Origin of the sequence: Streptomyces sp. NPDC051776 (genome assembly GCF_040681345.1) — a bacterium.
GTDB lineage: Bacteria > Actinomycetota > Actinomycetes > Streptomycetales > Streptomycetaceae > Streptomyces.
The window spans coordinates 54193-72413 of the sequence record NZ_JBFAYQ010000012.1; the positions used below are offsets into that span (position 1 = coordinate 54193).

Here is an 18221-nt window from a genome sequence, read left to right on the forward strand (position 1 = left end):
ACCCGTGACCACACTCACCAAGACCGAGGGCGAGCCCGTACCGACCGGGTCGGACGCCTTCCTGTCCGTGCGCGACCTTCACGTGCGGTTCTCCACCGAGGACGGCATCGTCAAGGCGGTCGACGGCCTCTCCTTCGACCTCGAGCGGGGCCAGACGCTCGGCATCGTCGGCGAGTCCGGCTCCGGCAAGTCCGTCACCAACCTGACGGTGCTGGGCCTGCACAACCCGGCCTCCACGACGGTCACCGGCGAAATCGTGCTCGACGGCCAGGAGCTGACGGGGGCGCCGGAGAAGACGCTGGAGAAGCTCCGCGGCAACAAGATGGCGATGGTCTTCCAGGACCCGCTGACGGCGCTGTCCCCGTACTACACGGTGGGCCGCCAGATCGCCGAGCCGTATATGAAGCACACCGGCGCCTCCAAGCGCGAGGCGAAGCGGCGTGCGATCGAGATGCTCGACAAGGTCGGCATCCCGCAACCGAAGCTGCGAGTGGACGACTACCCGCACCAGTTCTCGGGCGGTATGCGGCAGCGCGCGATGATCGCGATGTCGCTCGTCTGCAATCCGCAGCTCCTGATCGCGGACGAGCCGACCACCGCGCTGGACGTCACCGTGCAGGCGCAGATCCTCGACCTGCTCAAGGATCTGCAGCAGGAGTTCGGTTCGGCGATCATCTTCATCACCCACGACCTGGGTGTCATCGCCAACATGGCCGACGACATCCTGGTGATGTACGCGGGCCGCGCCGTGGAACGCGGCACGGTCAAGGAGGTGCTGCGCACGCCGCGGCACCCGTACACCTGGGGTCTCCTCGGCTCGATGCCCCGGCTGTCCTCCGGAACGGAGGAGCAGTTGCTCTCCATCCCCGGCAGCCCGCCGAGCCTGCTGAACCCGCCCAGCGGGTGCCCCTTCCACCCGCGCTGCGCGTTCGCCTCCGAGGTCGGCGGCGGACGGTGCTCCGGTGAGCGCCCCGTGCTGCCCGCGGGCCGCGGATCGGCCTGCCACCTGACGGGCGAGCAGAAGGAGACCATCTTCGTCGAGCAGATCAAGCCCCGGCTGGGCTAGGGAGATTCACCGTGACCGACAAACTCACCCTGCCCACCCCCCGCGGCGCCGCTCAGGCGCCGGGTGAGCCCCTGATGACGGTGGAGGGCCTGACCAAGCACTTCCCCATCAAGGGCGGATTCCCGATCAAGCGCACCGTCGGTGCGGTCAAGGCCGTGGACGGCGTCGACCTGATTGTGCACCAGGGCGAGAGCTTCGGCCTGGTGGGCGAGTCCGGCTGCGGCAAGTCCACCACCGGCCGGCTGCTGACCCGGCTGCTGGAGCCGACCGGCGGGAAGATCACCTACCGTGGGCGGGACATCACGCGGGCGGACCGCAAGAAGCTCGCCCCGATCCGCTCCGAGATACAGATGATCTTCCAGGACCCGTACTCGTCGCTGAACCCGCGGCAGACGGTCGGCACGATCATCAAGAGCCCCATGGAGGTCAACGGGATCAACCCGCCCGGGGGCCTTGAGAACCGGGTGCGCGAACTGCTGGAGACCGTGGGTCTGAACCCCGAGCACTACAACCGCTTCCCGCACGAGTTCTCCGGCGGTCAGCGGCAGCGCATCGGGGTGGCCCGCGCGCTGGCGCTGGAGCCGAAGCTGATCGTCGCGGACGAGCCGGTCTCCGCGCTGGACGTCTCCATCCAGGCGCAGGTCGTCAATCTGCTCCAGGAACTCCAGCGGGAGCTGGGCATCGCGTTCCTCTTCATCGCCCACGACCTCGCGGTGGTCCGCCACTTCTCGCAGCGGGTCGCCGTGATGTACCTGGGCAAGATCGTGGAGGTCGGGGACCGGGACTCGATCTACAACCAGCCCCGCCACCCGTACACGCACGCGCTCCTCTCGGCCGTGCCCGAGATCGAGTTGGACGACGAGACGCCCACGCGCGAGCGCATCCGCCTCGCCGGTGACGTCCCCTCGCCCATCAACCCGCCCTCGGGCTGCCGCTTCCGTACGCGGTGCTGGAAGGCGCAGGACAAGTGCGCGACGCAGGAGCCGCCGCTCGTGCAGATCGGTGGCAACAAGGAAGGGCATCTGACCGCCTGCCACTTCCCCGAGGACCCGACGATCGCGGCACGCGGCGAGGACGTCGTCCTCGACCCGGCGCTGGCGGCTCTGGAGGAGGAAGCGTAGGAGCCCCTCCCGCGATCCCGAGCAGCAGTGGGGCCCGTGCCACCCATGGCACGGGCCCCGGTGTTTCGCGGGCCTACGCAGGGTCAGCGGAGTCGGTCTTGTTGCCCGTGCTCGCCTCACGCCTCCGCGGGCCCCGCCACCACCCCCGTGACCGCCCGCTCCTCCGCGAAGTGGCAGGCGGAGGCGTGCGCCACCGGGCCCTCCGCCTTACGGAACGCCGGCGGTACGGCCAACCGCGGTGTCTCCCGCGCGCAGCGCTCCTCCGCCTTCCAGCAGCGCGTACGGAAGCGGCAGCCCGAGGGCGGGTCGGCCGGTGAGGGCACGTCGCCCTGCAGGAGGATCCGCTCGCGCCCTTCGCGTCCCTCCGGGTCGGGGACGGGTACGGCGGAGAGCAGGGCCTGGGTGTACGGGTGGGTGGGGTGGTCGTAGATCTCCTCGTCGGTGCCCGTCTCCACGACCCGGCCGAGGTACATCACCGCCACCCGGTCCGAGATGTGCCGGACGACCGACAAGTCGTGCGCGATGACGACGTAGGAGAGCCCGAACTCGTCCTGCAGCCGCTCCATGAGGTTGACGACCTGGGCCTGGACGGAGACGTCCAACGCGGAGACCGGCTCGTCCGCGACGATGATCTCCGGGCGCAGGGCCAGCCCGCGGGCGATGCCGATGCGCTGCCGCTGGCCGCCGGAGAACTGGTGCGGATAGCGGTTGATGTACTCCGGGTTGAGCCCGACGACGTCCAGCAGCTCCTGCACCCGCCGGTGCCGGTCCCCCTTGGGCGCCACTTCGGGATGGATGTCGAAGGGCTCGCCGATGATGTCGCCGACCGTCATCCGCGGGTTGAGTGAGGTGTACGGGTCCTGGAAGACCATCTGGATGTTGCGGCGTACGGCCTTCAGCGCGCGTCGCGACAGCCGGGTGACGTCCTCCCCGCGGTAGCGGATCTCGCCCGCCGTCGGACGCTCCAGGTTCACCAGCAGCTTGGCGAGCGTGGACTTGCCGCAGCCGGACTCGCCCACGATGCCCAGCGTCTCGCCCCGGTGGAGGTCGAAGGAGATCCCGTCGACGGCCTTCACCGCGCCGATCCTGCGCCTGACCACGACGCCTTGGGTGAGCGGGTAGTGCTTGACCAGGCCGCGCGCCTGGAGGATCGCCTCGGGCGCCTCAGGCATCGAGCGTCTCCTTCCAGAAGTGGCAGGCGCTCCACCGGTTTTCGGCGACCACCTGGAGCGCCGGTACGTCCTGGCGGCACATGTCGCGGGCACGGGGGCAGCGCGGGTTGAACGGACAGCCGGGCGGGATGCCCAGCAGGCTCGGCGGCATCCCCTTGATCGCGGAGAGTTCCCGACCCTTGCGGTCCAGGCGCGGGATCGAGTCCAGCAGGCCCCGGGTGTACGGGTGGGCGGGCCGCTTGTAGAGATCGTGGACCGGGGCGGTCTCCACGATCCGGCCCGCGTACATCACCGCGATCCTGTCGGCGACGTCCGCGACCACGCCCAGATCGTGGGTGATCAGGATGAGTCCCATCTTGTACTCGTCCTGCAACTCGGCGAGCAGATCCATGACTTGGGCCTGGACGGTCACATCCAGCGCGGTCGTCGGCTCGTCCGCGATGATCAGGTCGGGCTCCAGGGCCAGCGCCATCGCGATCATGATCCGCTGCCGCATACCGCCCGAGAACTGGTGCGGATAGTCGCCCGCCCGCTGCCGCGCCGCCGGGATGCGCACCCGCTCCATCAGCTCCACGGCCCGATCCCTGGCCTCTTTCCGGGGCGCCCCGTCGTGGACGCGGAACATCTCCGCGAGCTGATACCCCACGCTCAGCACCGGGTTCAGGGCCGAGAGCGCATCCTGGAAGATCATCGCCATCCGGGCGCCACGCAGTCTGCGCCGCTCCTCCCGGTCCATCGTCAGCAGATCACGCCCCTGGAACAGCACCTGTCCGCCCGTCACCCGGCCCGGCGGGCTGTCGAGGATCCCCATGATCGCCTGTGCGGTCACCGACTTGCCGGAGCCCGACTCCCCGAGCACGGCCAGCGTCTCTCCTGCGTCGACGCTGTACGAGACACCGTTGACGGCACGAGCCACCCCGTCGCGCGTACGGAACTCCACCCGCAGATCGCGTACGTCGAGCAGCGTCGTCATCTCCGGTCTCCTCAGCGCAGCTTGGGGTCGAGGGCGTCGCGCACCGCGTCGCCGAGCATGATGAACGCGAGCACGGTCACGCTCAGCGCGCCCGCGGGCCACAGCAGCATGTGCGGGGCGTTGCGGATCTGGGGCGCGGCGTTGGAGATGTCGATGCCCCAGGAGACGGTCGGCGGGCGCAGGCCCACGCCGAGGTACGAGAGCGTGGCCTCCAGCGCGATGTACGTGCCGAGCGCGATGGTGGCGACGACGATCACCGGCGCGACGGCGTTGGGTGCCACATGCCGCAGCAGCAGCCGGGTGTGGCTGGCGCCGAGCGCGCGGGCGGCCTGCACGTAGTCGTTCTCCTTGGCCGTGATGACCGCGCCGCGCGCGATCCGTGAGACCTGCGGCCAGCCCAGCAGCACGATGAAGCCGACCACCGGCCACACCGTGGAGCTGGTGACCACGGACAGCAGGACCAGTCCTCCGAGCACGACCGGGATGCCGAAGAAGATGTCGGCCGTACGGGAGAGCAGGGCATCGCCCCAACGGCCGAAGTACCCGCCGAGCCCGCCGAGCAGCCCGCCGAGCAGGGCGGCGCCGGCGGTGGCGCAGAGGCCGACGACGAGGGAGGCGCGGGCTCCGTGGACGGTCCGGGTGTAGACGTCGCAGCCCTGGGTGTCGTAGCCGAAGGGATGGCCGGGCGCGGAGCCCGCCTGCGATTTGGACAGATCGCACTGGAGCGGGTTGCCGCTCGCGATCGCCTGCGGCCACAGGGCGATGAACACCAGGAAGAGGATCAGCAGCCCCGAGACGAGGAAGACGGGGTTGCGGCGCAGGTCGCGCCAGGCGTCGGACCACAGGCTGCGCGCGGGCACGTTGGCGGAAGGGCACGGAACGGCGGTCCCGGGACCGCCGGGAGCCGGGGCCGGGCCGGTGGGACGCTCGATCGTCTCCTCAGACATAGCGGATCCTCGGGTCGAGTACGGCGTAGAGGACGTCGACGAGCAGGTTCGCCAGCAGGAAGACGATCACGAGGATGGTGACGAAGCCGACGACGGTCGGCGCGTTGTTGCGCAGGATGCCCTGGTAGAGCTGGAAGCCGACGCCGTGGATGTTGAAGATCCGCTCGGTGACGATGGCGCCGCCCATCAGGGTGCCGATGTCGGTGCCGATGAAGGTGACCACCGGGATCAGCGAATTGCGCAGCAGATGGCGGGTGATGACGCGGCGCCGCGGAAGTCCCTTGGCCACGGCGGTCCGTACGTAGTCGGCGGCCCTGTTCTCGGCGATCGAGGTGCGGGTGAGGCGCGTGACGTAGGCGAGCGAGACCAGGGCGAGCACGATCCCCGGCAGCAGCAGCTCGCCGACCGGTGCCTCGGGAGAAACGGACGGCCTGATGAGCCCCCACTTGACTCCGAAGAGGAACTGCAGCAGATAGCCGGTCACAAAGGTCGGTACGGAGATGACGACGAGGGTGAGGAAGAGAACGCCGGTGTCCACGGTGCGGCCCCGCCGCAGCCCTCCGAGGACACCGAGGACGACGCCGATGGCCAGCTCGATGGCCACAGCGACGAGCGTGAGCCGAAGGGTGACGGGCCAGGACTCGGCGATCAGTTCCGTGACCGGCTGGCCGTTGAACGCGGTACCGAACTCGCCCCGGAAGATCTGGCCCATGTAGTGCCCGTACTGCCGCCAGAGCGGCTGGTCGAGGTAGAGCTCGTGGCGGATACGGGCCGCGGTGGCGGGATCCGGTGCCCGGTCGCCGAAGAGGGCCGCGACCGGGTCGCCGAGCGCGTAGACCATGAAGAAGATCAGGAAGGTGCTGCCGATGAACACCGGGATCATCTGCAGCAGCCGCCGGATGACGTAGCGCCCCATGCGCTCAGCCGACCTCGATCTCTTCGTAGACGGGGACGCTGAACGGGTTGAGGACGACGCCGGAGAGCCGCTCGGTGTAGCCGGCGCTGCCGTTCTGGTACCAGAGCGGGATGGCGGGCATCTTCTCGGCGAGGATCTTCTCCGCGTCCTGGAAGGTGGCGACGGCACGGTCCTGCACGCCGTGTGCGTTGGCGTCGTTGACGAGCTGGTCGAACTTCTGGTCGCTCCACTTGCCGTCGTTGGACGAGGCGTCGGTGTAGTAGAGCGGCTGGAGGAAGTTCTGGATGAGCGGGTAGTCCATCTGCCAGCCGGTCCGGAAGGGGCCGGACATCTTGCCGCTGTGGATCCGGTTGCGGTAGTCGGCGAAGGTGCCCACCGGATCGACCGTGCAGGCCCGGTCGTTGCCCAGCACGTTGTTGATGCTGTTGCAGACGGCGTCCATCCAGGTGCGGTGCGAGCCGGTGTCGACATTGGAGGTGAGGGTCATCCGTCCGCCGGGGAGGCCGCCCGCCTCCTTGATGAGCCGTTTCGCCCCGGCCGGGTCGTATTCGCACGCCTCCCCGCACAGGCCCGCCTTGTACCCGCCCTGCCCGCCGAGGACGGGCGAGGTCCAGTCGCTGGCCGGGGTCCGGGTCTTCTGGAAGATCTGCTCGGTGATCTGTTTGCGGTCGATCGCCTTGGAGATGCCGATGCGCAGCTTCTCCTTCCCCGCGCCCCAGTTCTTGTCGTAGAAGGGGAAGGACAAGGTCTGGATGATGCCGGCCGGCTGGTTGATGTAGCGGTCGCCGAGGTCGCGCCGGACGTTCTTGAGCTGGGAGGCCGGGATGTCGTCGGCGAGGTCGAGGTTGCCGGCGAGCAGATCGGTGTACGCGGCGTTGTTGTCGGTGTAGACCCTCAGGTCCACTCCCGCGTTCTGCGCCTTGTCCTCACCCGGATAGTCCGCCCACTTCCGCAGGCGCATCGCGGAACCCTTGGTGTAGGACTCGATCGTGTACGGGCCGTTGCCGACGGGCTTGTCGAGCCAGGCGTCGTGGTCGTCGAAGAAGGCGCGGGGCAGCGGCGCGAAGGCCGGGTAGCCGAGGGTCTCGGGCCAGGTCGAGAACTTCTGGGTGAGCTTGACGGTGAAGGTCCGGTCGTCCTTCACACGCAGCCCCGACAGTGTCCTGGCGGTCGCCTTCCCGGATTCCGGATGGACCTTGTCGTAGCCGTCGATGTACTCGAAGAAGTACGCGTTCTTCTGCTGGTTGTCGATCAGCGCGCCGTAGTTCCAGGCGTCGACGAACGAACGGGCCGTGACCTTCTCGCCGTTGCTGAAGGTCCAGCCGTCCTTGACGGTGACGGTGAAGTTCCGCGCGTCGGAGGACTCGATGCGTTCGGCGAGCATGTTCTTCGCCTCGCCGGTCGTCGGGTCGTACCGCTTGAGCCCGCGGAAGACCATGTCGAGGACCTTGCCACCCTGCACCTCATTGGTGTTGGCCGGTTCGAGCGGGTTCTGCGGGTCGCCCCAGGAAGAACTCAGGACCGCCGGGCCGCCCGTGGAGCCGGCGCCGCCGCAGGCGGTCGCGGTGAGCGCGAGGGCCATCGCACCGGCGGCCCGTGTGGCAAAGGTGGCTCGGCGCATGGTGGTGCCTCCTCGTGCTCGGAGAACCGCAGTCACTGATAACGAAATAACACCCCAAGATGGCTCATACCGACCTTGGTCGGGGCTGCCCGCGCGGGTCGCGGCCCAGAACCCCCCGGATGCGTGAGCGGCCCTCCCTCACACAGGCCACGGGGAGCGGAAGGGACCAGGTCTCGTGCCGCCCCCGGCCGCCGTCACGACCGCGTGCCGTGCAACCGCCGAACGGCCAGCACCGCGATGTCGTCCCGCTGCTTTCCCGCCGAGTACCGGAGCACATCCGCGCGCAGCGCTTCGGCCAGCCGGTCGGGCCCGAGCCCCCGCCAGCCGTCCAGGCGCTCGCCGACGGGGTAGAAGACGCCGTCCCGATCGCGCGCCTCGGTGATGCCGTCCGTGAACAGCACCAGGCTCGCGTCGTCGGGGAACGCGAACCACTGGACCGTACGGGGGCGCTGGGACAGCGAGTCCAGTCCCAACGGCACCCCGGCTGCCTCGTCGAGCGCGACCGGCCCGGAGCCGTCGCGCAGCACCAGATACGGCTCCCCGTGGCCGCAGTTGACCACGTGTGCCGCCGCACCGGAGTCGATGCCGATGACGAGCGCGGTGACGAAGCGCTCGGCCTCGCCGGTCCCGGTGGCGAACGCGTTGTGCCGTACGACCGCGCTCTCCATGGCGGCGACGACCGCCGTGAGCGTCGGCTCGCGGTGCGCCGCCTCCCGGAACGCGCCGAGCACGGCGAACCCCGCCCCGATCGCGGGCAGCCCCTTGCCCTGCACGTCACCGATGAGCAACCGGGTCCCGTACGGCGAGGAGACGGCTTCGTAGATGTCGCCGCCCACCAGCTTGTCCTCCTCCAGCGGTGCGTAGAGCCCGTACACCACCACCTGGTCGGTGCGCAGCGGCAGGGGCCGCAGGAGCTGCTGCTGGAGCGCGACGGCGGCCGTGCGGACGCGCGACAGCTCGGTCTCCCGCCGCACGCGCTCGGCGGCGGTCGCGACGGCCAGCGCCCCGAGTCCGCCGGTGACGACGAACGCGGTGACGGAGTTGTTCTCGCCCCCGTGCGGGCCGACGAAGGAGCCCGAGACCAGCAGCGTCACCCAGACTGCGGCGATGGCCGTCTGGCGTACGGTGCCGACCCCGGCGGCATACGCGGGCAGGAAGACGAGCACGGTGGCCAGCCGCGAGACATGCCCGAGCGCCAGGCCCACGAGCATGATGACGGCGCTCAGCCCCACCATCCACAGGAGGAATGTGCGCGGGCTCGGCAAGTACGACCGCGTCCCCCGCGGAGTGCTCGCGCTCTCGGCCACCGCCCCAGTCCACCGCAGCACCCGTGCGCCTGCATTCGGAGGGCGCCCGACCGGATGGGCGGCCACGACCGCCGGCCCGCCCGATGCGATGCCGAAGAGGCCCGATCGAGGACCACTCCTTCTCACACGCCAGGCCTGCTCGGCTGATCCGGCAACGCGGCGGACGGCCGAGCCGGGGCGCGCGGCGGGGTCAGGCGTGCTTGGCGCGGGAGGCGGCCCGGGCCCGCTCCCGCTGGTCGAGAGCGACCTTGCGGATACGGACGGTCTCCGGCGTCACCTCGACGCACTCGTCGTCCCGGCAGAACTCCAGCGACTGCTCCAGCGAGAGCTTGCGCGGCGGGACGATCGACTCGGTCACATCGGCCGTCGAGGACCGCATGTTGGTGAGCTTCTTCTCCTTGGTGATGTTCACGTCCATGTCGTCCGAGCGGGAGTTCTCACCGACGACCATGCCCTCGTACACCTCGGTGCCCGGCTCGACGAAGAGCGTGCCGCGCTCCTGGAGATTGGTCATGGCGAACGCCGTGACCGCACCGGAGCGGTCGGCGACCAGCGAGCCGGACGCGCGGGTGCGCAGATCGCCGAACCACGGCTCGTGGCCCTCGTGAATGGAGTGCGCGATGCCGGTGCCGCGGGTCTGGGTGAGGAACTCGGTGCGGAAACCGATCAGCCCGCGGGAGGGCACGACGAACTCCATACGGACCCAGCCGGAGCCGTGGTTGGACATGTTGTCCATCCGGCCCTTGCGGGTGCCCATGAGCTGGGTGACCGCGCCCATGTGCTCCTCGGGCACATCGATGGTGATGCGCTCCACCGGCTCGTACGTCTTGCCCTCGACGTCCTTGGTGACCACCTGCGGCTTGCCGATGGTGAGTTCGAAGCCCTCGCGGCGCATGGTCTCGACGAGGATCGCCAGCGCCAGTTCACCGCGGCCCTGGACCTCCCAGGCGTCGGGGCGCTCGGTGGGCAGGACGCGCAGCGAGACATTGCCGACGAGCTCGCGCTCCAGGCGGTCCTTGACCAGGCGGGCGGTGACCTTGCGGTCCTTGACGGCGGCCTTGGCGTCGGCACCCTTGCCGGTGCCCCCGCGGCCGACGAGCGGTGAGGTGTTGGTGCCGATGGTCATGGAGATCGCCGGCTCGTCGACCGTGATGAGCGGCAGCGCGACCGGGTTCTCAGGGTCGGCCAGGGTCTCGCCGATCATGATGTCCGGGATGCCCGCGACCGCGCAGATGTCGCCCGGGCCCGCCTTCTCGGCCGGCTTGCGGGTCAGCGCCTCGGTCATCATCAGCTCGGTAATACGAACGCTCTGGACGGAGCCGTCACGCTTGATCCAGGCGACGGTCTGGCCCTTCTGCAGCTCGCCCTGCTCGACGCGGAGGAGGGCGATACGGCCGAGGAAGTTGTCCGCGTCCAGGTTGGTGACGTGCGCCTGGAGCGGGGCGGCCTCGTCGTACCGCGGCGCGGGAACGGTCTCCAGCAGCGTCGTGAAGAACGGCTCCAGGCTGGTGCTGTCGGCGGGGACGCTCCCGTCGTCGGGCTTGGTCAGCGAGGCGATCCCGTCGCGTGCGCAGGCATAGACGATCGGGAACTCGATCTGGTCCTCGTTGGCGTCCAGGTCCAGGAACAGGTCGTACGTCTCGTTGACGACCTCGTCGATCCGGGAGTCCGGGCGGTCGGTCTTGTTGATGCAGAGGATGACCGGCAGACGAGCCTGGAGCGCCTTGCGCAGCACGAAGCGGGTCTGCGGGAGCGGGCCCTCGGAGGCGTCCACGAGCAGCACGACCGCGTCGACCATCGAAAGGCCGCGCTCGACCTCACCGCCGAAGTCGGCGTGGCCGGGGGTGTCGATGATGTTGATCGTGACCGGGTCACCGCCCTCCTTGGGGTGGTACTTGACCGCGGTGTTCTTCGCGAGAATGGTGATGCCCTTCTCGCGCTCGAGGTCGCCTGTGTCCATCACCCGGTCGTCCACCTGCTGGTGGGCGGCGAACGCGCCGGCCTGCTTGAGCATGGCGTCGACGAGGGTCGTCTTGCCGTGGTCGACGTGGGCGACGATGGCGACGTTGCGGATGTCGTCCCGGGTGGATACGGCCTGCGCGGAGCGCTGTCCTTGAGGCATGGGTGGAGTGCGCTTCTCTCGGATCGTGGGATGCGGCGTCTGGATTCCTCGTACGCCCCGCCGGGCGGACCAGCCTCGGCTCGTCCCATGGTACGGGCCCCGCGCGAAACCCCGTTCGGCAGCCATGTGCAGCAGCGCTCCCGGCAGGTCCGTGGACCTGCCGGGAGCGCTCCTGTTCTCCGTCCTCCCGGCGGTGGACGGCGGGGAAGGCAGGCGGAAGGGTTTACTTCTTGAAGCCGATGTCCTCGTACCGCGGGGTGGCGAAGCCGAAGGCGCCCACGTTCACCAGGTCCGACTTGACCGCCACGAGCTGCGGCCGCTGGTAGAGCGGGATCGAGCCGGCCGCGGCCCAGATGCGGGCGTCGGCGCGGCGGATCAGCGATCGGGAGGCCGCCGCGTCCAGCTCGGTGACGGCCTGGTCGAAGAGCTGGTCGATGTGGTCGGTGCCGACACGCGTGTAGTTCTGCTCGACGATCAGGGAGCCGTCGGGCGCGGGCTGCGGCTTGGCGAAGATGGGGCGTGCGTCGGTGGCCGGGTAGGCGCTGGCGGGCCAGGTCCAGAGGGCGAGGTCGTAGTCGCCGGAGGCGATGTGGTCCTTGAAGTAGCTCTCGTCGGCGACCTTGGTCATCTCCGTACGGATACCGATCTTCTCCAGCATCGTGGAGATGCGGTTCCCGGCGGTGCGCAGCGGCTCGGTGCCGGGGCCGGTCGGCAGGACGAAGCGCAGCGTCAGGGGCTTGCCGTCCTTCTGCAGAGTGCGGACGTCGGCGGGCCCGGCGTTGTCGGCGCCCTTCTCCCCCGTGTCCCCCTTCTCGTCCTTCTTCCGGTCCTTCTCACTGCCGTTGTGCCCGGCGAGCCCGCCGCGGGTCTCGTGCCAGCCCGCCGAGGTGAGCAGCGCCTGGGCGGCGGCGGTGTCCCGGCTGCCGAGCGCCGCGCTGTTGTCCCGGTAGCCCTGCTGCCCGGCCATCATCACGTGGCTGCCGAGCGTCTGGACGGGCAGTCCGAGCGGCTGTAGCACGGCCTTGGCGATGGCCTGGCGGTCGATGGTACGGGCGATCGCGCGCCGTACCCGCTCGTCGGCGAGGGGGCCGGTGGAGCCGTTCAGCGCGAGCTGCGTGTAGGCGGGTTCGAGCGACCGCCGGACCGCGTAGCCGCTGAGAGCCGCGGCACGGGCCCGGCGGGCCCGGTCCTTGCGCTTGCCCTCCGCCCGCCGCTCGGTCCGCTCCCCTTCCTCTTCCTCCGCCTTGCCGTCCGTGCGCCCGTGCCGCGCGTCGTGGGCCCGCTCCTCGGAACCGGCCGCGCCTTGCTCGCTCTTCGGGAGGTGCTGGCCGCCGCCCTTGGGTTCGGAGTCCCCTTCGATCTGCTTCACGACGGGCCGGTCGACCTCGGCGACGTCCAGCCGCCCCTTGGCGAGCTCCTCGGCCCGCTTGTCGCGCGGGACGGCGGCGAAGACGAGCTTGTCGAGCTTGGCCTCGTCGCCCCACCAGTCCGGGTTCTTCACGAGCGTGACCGAGCCCTTCGCCTTGCTCTTCAGCTCGAAGGGGCCGGCGGTCGCCTCCAGCTTCTTGCGGGCACCGTCGTTGAAGGCGTCCGGGCTGCCCATGACGGCCTTCGGGTAGAGCGGTGTGAAGAGCGAGCGCCAGTCGGTGTAGGGCTTGGCGAAGGTGACCCGCACCTCCTGCGGGCTCTTGCCCTGCTCGATCCTCTCGATTCGGTCGTATCCGGCGTTGCGCGCGGTCCAGTAGGCGCGGTCCTTGCCGCTGAGCGCCTTCCACTGCGCCACGAAGTCGGCGGCGCCGAGCTTCCGTCCGTCGCTCCAGGTGGCCGCGGGGTTGAGGTTGTAGGTCACGATCTGCTTCGGCTCGCGCTCGGTGACCTCGGCGGCGGTGAGGTAGTTCTCGTTGCGCGTCGGCTTGCCGTGCTCGTCCAGGGTGAAGAGCGCGGGCAGCACCGCGCCCGCGATGCGGTCGCTGGCGGCGTCGGCGTCCGACTGGAAGGTGTTGAGCGTCGCGGGCACCGCGTCGATGGCCCAGCGCACCGTCCCGCCCTCATCGACCCTGCCGCGCCCGGTGACGGCGACGTCCTTCGGCACGGCCGTGGCGGTCGGCGTGCTGGGCGAGCTGCTGCACCCGGCCAGGACGGGGAGCGGGAGCAGCGCTCCCACGGCGAGCAGCGCGGTGGTACGGCGCCGGAACCGTGCGTCCGGTTCCCCTCGCGATGCGCGTGGTGCACGTGGGGTACGTGATGCCGCCCGGCCGCTGACGCCGTAGATGGACATGACCTGAAAACCTCCGTGCCGCACACTTTTGGGCGCTTATGCCGCTCATCACATCTATTCCTGGACCACTGAAATCGACTGGTTCCACTCGGGCACGGCGACACGTCACGGAACCCTGGATTCCCACCCGTACGGCGGCAGGCGGCACATGTGTCGCAACGGCTCACAGGGGGCGCACGGCAGCGCGGGGCCCCGACACGAAGGGCCAATGTTTGTGGATCCCTAGCCAAGGTAGGATGTGACGCGCGACACTCACAGGCGCATCAGCGTTGGCAAGCGTTGGCCCGCAAGCGCGGAAGTGAGGGCAAGCCATGTCCGTATCGGACGATCTGACAGCCGCACAGCGCTCGCTCGACGAGCTGACCCGATCTCTGGGACGGCTGGAGCAGCAAGTCGGCGGCAGCCTCGAAGTCCGCCGCGTGCGCACCGACGCGGACCACCTGCGCGAGAGCCTCGCCCTGCTGCGTGACAGCACAGGGCAAGGGCGGACCCAGGCGCCGGCCCGCCACCCGGAGATGGTGACCATCCCGGACACCCCGTACAACAGCGCCCTGTGGACCGATGCCGAGGACGAGGGCCTCGGCGCACGCGACCGTCACGCGCCCTAGCGCGTCCCGTGCGGTGCGACGGGCCCGCGCCGGGCCCTCGCACCGCCGTCACCCTCCGTCGTACGCGTTCACAGCCGACCCTCACTCCTACTCGGAGTCATCGAATTGGCCACTGGTACCGAACCCCGACCGGGCACCGACGAACCCAGTGACGCGCGCGGCGGAGTGCACTTCGCCACGCGCGCCGCCATCCCCGCGCGCCATCTGCGGACCGACCGCTGGTGGCTGACACCGGCCGTCACCGCCGCCGGGCTGCTGGCGTTCGTCGTCTACTCGACCTGGCGGGCATTCGCAAACGCCGACTATTACGCGGCGCCGTATGTCTCGCCCTTCTACTCGCCCTGCCTCGCGGAGAATTGCGAGACGATGCGCGGCGGACCGAACTGGGAGATTTTCGGGAGCTGGTGGGGCATTTCGCCCGCCCTGCTGATCCTGATCTTCCCGCTCGGCTTCCGCCTGACCTGCTATTACTACCGGAAGGCGTACTACCGCGGCTTCTGGGCGTCACCCCCGGCCTGCGCGGTGGCCGAGCCGCACCGGAAGTACTCCGGCGAGACCCGGTTCCCGCTCATTCTCCAGAACATCCACCGGTACTTCTTCTACGCGGCGCTGCCGGTGGCCGGGATCCTCACGTACGACACCGTGCTGGCCTTCCGGAACTCCGACTACGAGTGGGGCCACATGGGCCTCGGCACGCTGGTCTTCCTGATCAACATCGTGCTGATCTGGGCGTACACGCTGTCCTGCCACTCATGCCGGCACATCGTCGGCGGCCGTCTGAAGCACTTCTCGAAGCACCCGGTGCGCTACCGGCTGTGGGGCTTGGTCGGCCGGCTCAACGAGCGGCACATGCAGCTCGCCTGGGCCTCGCTGATCAGCGTGGCAATCGCCGACTTCTACGTCTATCTGCTCGCCACCGGCGCCTTCGCCGACCCGCAGATCTTCTGACCGCTTCTGAGAGGGATGCAAAAACGATGACGCAAGTCGACCGGCAGGCGTGGGACGTGGTCGTGGTCGGCGCCGGCGGCGCCGGCCTGCGCGCCGCCATCGAGGCCCGCGAGCAGGGCATGCGCACAGCGGTCATCTGCAAGTCGCTGTTCGGCAAGGCCCATACGGTCATGGCCGAAGGCGGTATCGCCGCGAGCATGGGCAATGTCAACGAGGGCGACAACTGGCAGGTGCACTTCCGCGACACGATGCGCGGCGGCAAGTTCCTCAACCACTGGCGCATGGCCGAGCTGCACGCGCGCGAGGCGCCGGACCGGGTGTGGGAACTGGAGACCTGGGGCGCGCTCTTCGACCGTACGGCCGACGGTAGGATCTCGCAGCGCAACTTCGGCGGTCACGAGTACCCGCGCCTGGCGCATGTTGGCGACCGTACGGGTCTGGAGCTGATCCGCACCCTGCAGCAGAAGATCGTGTCGCTGCAGCAGGAGGACTTCAAGGAGCACGGCGACTACGAGGCTCGCCTCAAGGTCTTCCAGGAGTGCACGGTCACCCGCGTTCTGAAGACCGACGGCAAGGTCTCCGGAGTCTTCGGCTACGAGAGGGAGTCCGGCCGCTTCTTCGTCATCGAGGCTCCCGCGGTCGTGCTCGCCACCGGCGGCATCGGCAAGTCCTTCAAGGTGACGTCGAACTCCTGGGAGTACACCGGCGACGGGCACGCACTCGCACTGCTGGCCGGAGCGCCGCTGATCAACATGGAGTTCGTGCAGTTCCACCCCACCGGGATGGTCTGGCCGCCGTCGGTGAAGGGCATCCTCGTCACCGAGTCGGTGCGCGGCGACGGCGGGGTGCTGCGCAACAGCGACGGCAAGCGCTTCATGTTCGACTACATCCCAGACGTCTTCAAGGAGAAGTACGCGCAGACGGAGGAGGAGGGCGACCGCTGGTACGAGGACCCGGACAACAACCGGCGTCCTCCCGAGCTGCTCCCCCGCGACGAAGTCGCGCGCGCCATCAACTCCGAGGTGAAGGCGGGCCGGGGCTCCCCGCACGGCGGGGTGTTCCTGGACGTTTCGACGCGTATGCCCGCCGAGGTCATCAAACGCCGACTGCCGTCGATGCACCACCAGTTCAAGGAACTGGCGGACGTCGACATCACCGCCGAGGCGATGGAGGTCGGCCCGACCTGCCACTACGTCATGGGCGGTGTCGACGTCGACCCCGACACGGCCGCCGCGCACGGCGTGCCCGGCCTCTTCGCCGCGGGCGAGGTCGCCGGCGGCATGCACGGCTCGAACCGGCTGGGCGGCAACTCGCTCTCCGACCTCCTGGTGTTCGGCCGCCGGGCCGGGCTCTACGCGGCGGAGTACGCGGCCGCACTCAGCGGCGGCGAGCGGCCCGCACCGTCCGCCCCGGACATCGAGGTGGCCGAGGCGGAGGCACTGCGCCCGTTCAGCGCGGAGGGCCCGGACGCCGAGCACCCGGACGGACGCCCGGCCGAGAACCCGTACACCCTGCACCAGGAACTCCAGCAGGCGATGAACAACCTCGTCGGGATCATCCGGCGGGAGAGCGAGATGAGCGAGGCGCTGCACCGGCTGGGCGGACTGCGCGCCCGGGCGCGCAATGCCGGCGTCGAAGGCCACCGGCAGTTCAACCCGGGTTGGCATCTGGCCATCGACCTGCGGAACATGCTGCTGGTCAGCGAGTGCGTGGCGCGCGCCGCCATGGAGCGCACCGAGAGCCGCGGCGGCCACACCCGTGACGACCACCCGCAGATGGACCGTGAGTGGCGGCGGATCAACCTGGTCTGCTCGCTCGCCGATCCGACCGGTTCGGTCGCCGCCTCCGACCCGGAGCGCGGCCAGATCCGGCTCGAACGGCGCGAAATGCCGCCCATCAGGGCCGACTTGCTGGGCCTCTTCGAGAAGGAAGAGCTGGTGAAGTACCTGACGGACGAGGAGCTGACCCAGTGAGTACGGACACCACCCCCCAGCAGACCGCCACCGGCGCGTACCAGGCGCACTTCAAGGTCTGGCGGGGCGACGCTGACGGCGGCGGTCTGGAGGACTTCCGCATCGAGGTGAACGAGGGCGAGGTCGTCCTCGACATCATCCACCGGCTCCAGGCCACCCAGGCCCCCGACCTCGCGGTCCGCTGGAACTGCAAGGCGGGCAAGTGCGGTTCGTGCAGCGCCGAGATCAACGGGCGGCCGCGACTGATGTGCATGACGCGCATGTCGGTCTTCGACCGCGACGAGACGATCACGGTCACACCGCTGCGGGCCTTCCCGGTCGTACGCGACCTGGTGACGGACGTGAACTTCAACTACGAGAAGGCGCGCGAGGTTCCGTCGTTCGTCCCGCCGCCGGACCTGGCGCCGGGCGAGTACCGGATGCAGCAGGAGGACGTGGGGCGCTCGCAGGAGTTCAGGAAGTGCATCGAGTGCTTCCTGTGCCAGGACACCTGCCATGTGGTGCGCGACCACGAGGAGAACAAGACCGCGTTCGCCGGTCCGCGCTTCCTGATGCGGATCGCGGAACTGGACATGCATCCGCTGGACGCGGCGGCGGAGTCCGGTCTCGACCGCAAGGCCACGGCCCAGGAGGACCACGGACTGGGCTACTGCAACATCACGAAGTGCTGCACGGAGGTGTGCCCGGAAGGGATCAAGATCACGGACAACGCCCTGATCCCGCTGAAGGAGCGGGCCGTGGACCGCAAGTACGACCCACTGGTCTGGCTGGGCAACAAGATCCGGCGACGGACCTGACCGCAGGCGGCGGAACGCGACCAACAGCAGTACGGATCGGCGGTGTCCGACCGGGCGGAAGCCCGGGAGGGCACCGCCGATCCGTACTGGCGTTGTTGGTGGATGCTGTTGCTCCGCTGCCCGTCCCGGAGCTTCACCATTGCCGAGGACCGCGCTCGGGCCAGGCACGGGTTCACGGAGTCGTGGGAAGAACCGCTCGAGAGGCTCGGGTTCGGCCGGATCGAGGTGGCCTCCCTGAGCGTCGACCACCGGACGCCGGAAGAGGTCAGGGCGGAGGCCGAGCCGGTCATCGGGGCCGTGCTCCCGGACGCCGATGTGCCGAGGTCGATCCGCAGCAGCGAGGTCCCCCTCGCTCCTGGCTCCGGCAGAGGC

14 protein-coding genes and 1 pseudogene are annotated in these 18221 nt (G+C 69.6%); 7 read left to right on the forward strand and 8 right to left on the reverse strand.

Annotated elements, in window-relative coordinates:
• Positions 1–4 precede the first annotated feature (4 nt).
• Together AB0M26_RS12560 and AB0M26_RS12565 are read left to right on the forward strand one after the other, a co-directional pair.
• On the forward strand, positions 5–1066 hold the full coding sequence (locus tag AB0M26_RS12560) for an ABC transporter ATP-binding protein (protein ID WP_365258789.1): 1062 nt from the start codon (positions 5–7) through the stop codon (positions 1064–1066).
• A gap of 11 nt (positions 1067–1077) precedes the next feature.
• Entirely contained in the window at positions 1078–2187 is a 1110-nt protein-coding gene (locus AB0M26_RS12565) for a dipeptide ABC transporter ATP-binding protein (RefSeq protein WP_365258792.1), read from the forward strand.
• Between the two features lie 116 nt (positions 2188–2303).
• Here AB0M26_RS12565 and AB0M26_RS12570 read toward each other — a convergent pair whose 3' ends face one another.
• The 8 genes from AB0M26_RS12570 to AB0M26_RS12605 all read right to left on the reverse strand — a co-directional run bounded on the left by AB0M26_RS12570 (position 2304) and on the right by AB0M26_RS12605 (position 13523).
• Complete coding sequence (locus tag AB0M26_RS12570) at positions 2304–3359, reverse strand: dipeptide ABC transporter ATP-binding protein (RefSeq protein WP_365258795.1); 1056 nt, start codon at positions 3357–3359, stop codon at positions 2304–2306.
• Positions 3352–4332, reverse strand: coding sequence for an ABC transporter ATP-binding protein (locus AB0M26_RS12575; protein ID WP_365258798.1), 981 nt, complete (start codon positions 4330–4332; stop codon positions 3352–3354). Before AB0M26_RS12575 ends, AB0M26_RS12570 begins: the two co-directional genes overlap by 8 nt.
• Positions 4333–4343: 11 nt before the next feature.
• Positions 4344–5279 (reverse strand): ABC transporter permease, encoded by a 936-nt coding sequence (locus tag AB0M26_RS12580; RefSeq protein WP_365258801.1) that lies wholly within the window; start codon positions 5277–5279, stop codon positions 4344–4346.
• Positions 5272–6195 carry an ABC transporter permease gene (locus tag AB0M26_RS12585; protein ID WP_365258804.1) on the reverse strand — a complete coding sequence of 308 codons (924 nt, stop codon included), beginning with the start codon at positions 6193–6195 and terminating at the stop codon, positions 5272–5274. Before AB0M26_RS12585 ends, AB0M26_RS12580 begins: the two co-directional genes overlap by 8 nt.
• Positions 6196–6199: 4 nt before the next feature.
• A complete protein-coding gene (locus AB0M26_RS12590; protein WP_365258807.1) occupies positions 6200–7816 on the reverse strand; it encodes an ABC transporter substrate-binding protein in 1617 nt (538 codons plus the stop codon).
• 194 nt (positions 7817–8010) lie between these two features.
• Positions 8011–9051, reverse strand: coding sequence for a PP2C family protein-serine/threonine phosphatase (locus AB0M26_RS12595; RefSeq protein WP_365258810.1), 1041 nt, complete (start codon positions 9049–9051; stop codon positions 8011–8013).
• Positions 9052–9313: 262 nt separating this feature from the next.
• Entirely contained in the window at positions 9314–11245 is a 1932-nt protein-coding gene (gene typA / locus AB0M26_RS12600; protein WP_365258813.1) for a translational GTPase TypA, read from the reverse strand.
• Positions 11246–11468: 223 nt separating this feature from the next.
• A complete protein-coding gene (locus tag AB0M26_RS12605) occupies positions 11469–13523 on the reverse strand; it encodes an ABC transporter family substrate-binding protein (protein WP_365258816.1) in 2055 nt (684 codons plus the stop codon).
• Between the two features lie 311 nt (positions 13524–13834).
• Between AB0M26_RS12605 and AB0M26_RS12610 the strand changes: the two genes are divergently transcribed.
• The 5 genes and pseudogenes from AB0M26_RS12610 to AB0M26_RS12630 all read left to right on the forward strand — a co-directional run.
• Positions 13835–14131 (forward strand): hypothetical protein, encoded by a 297-nt coding sequence (locus AB0M26_RS12610; RefSeq protein ID WP_365258819.1) that lies wholly within the window; start codon positions 13835–13837, stop codon positions 14129–14131.
• 105 nt (positions 14132–14236) lie between these two features.
• Entirely contained in the window at positions 14237–15079 is an 843-nt protein-coding gene (locus tag AB0M26_RS12615) for a hypothetical protein (protein WP_365258822.1), read from the forward strand.
• Positions 15080–15105: 26 nt separating this feature from the next.
• Positions 15106–17052, forward strand: coding sequence for a fumarate reductase/succinate dehydrogenase flavoprotein subunit (locus tag AB0M26_RS12620; RefSeq protein WP_365258825.1), 1947 nt, complete (start codon positions 15106–15108; stop codon positions 17050–17052).
• The gene (locus AB0M26_RS12625) at positions 17049–17849 is read left to right on the forward strand and encodes a succinate dehydrogenase/fumarate reductase iron-sulfur subunit (protein WP_365258828.1); all 801 of its coding nucleotides are present in this window, start codon (positions 17049–17051) and stop codon (positions 17847–17849) included. Before AB0M26_RS12620 ends, AB0M26_RS12625 begins: the two co-directional genes overlap by 4 nt.
• Positions 17850–17906: 57 nt before the next feature.
• Positions 17907–18200 (forward strand): annotated as a pseudogene (locus tag AB0M26_RS12630) (hypothetical protein); the annotation flags it as partial.
• Between the last annotated feature and the right edge of the window lie 21 nt (positions 18201–18221).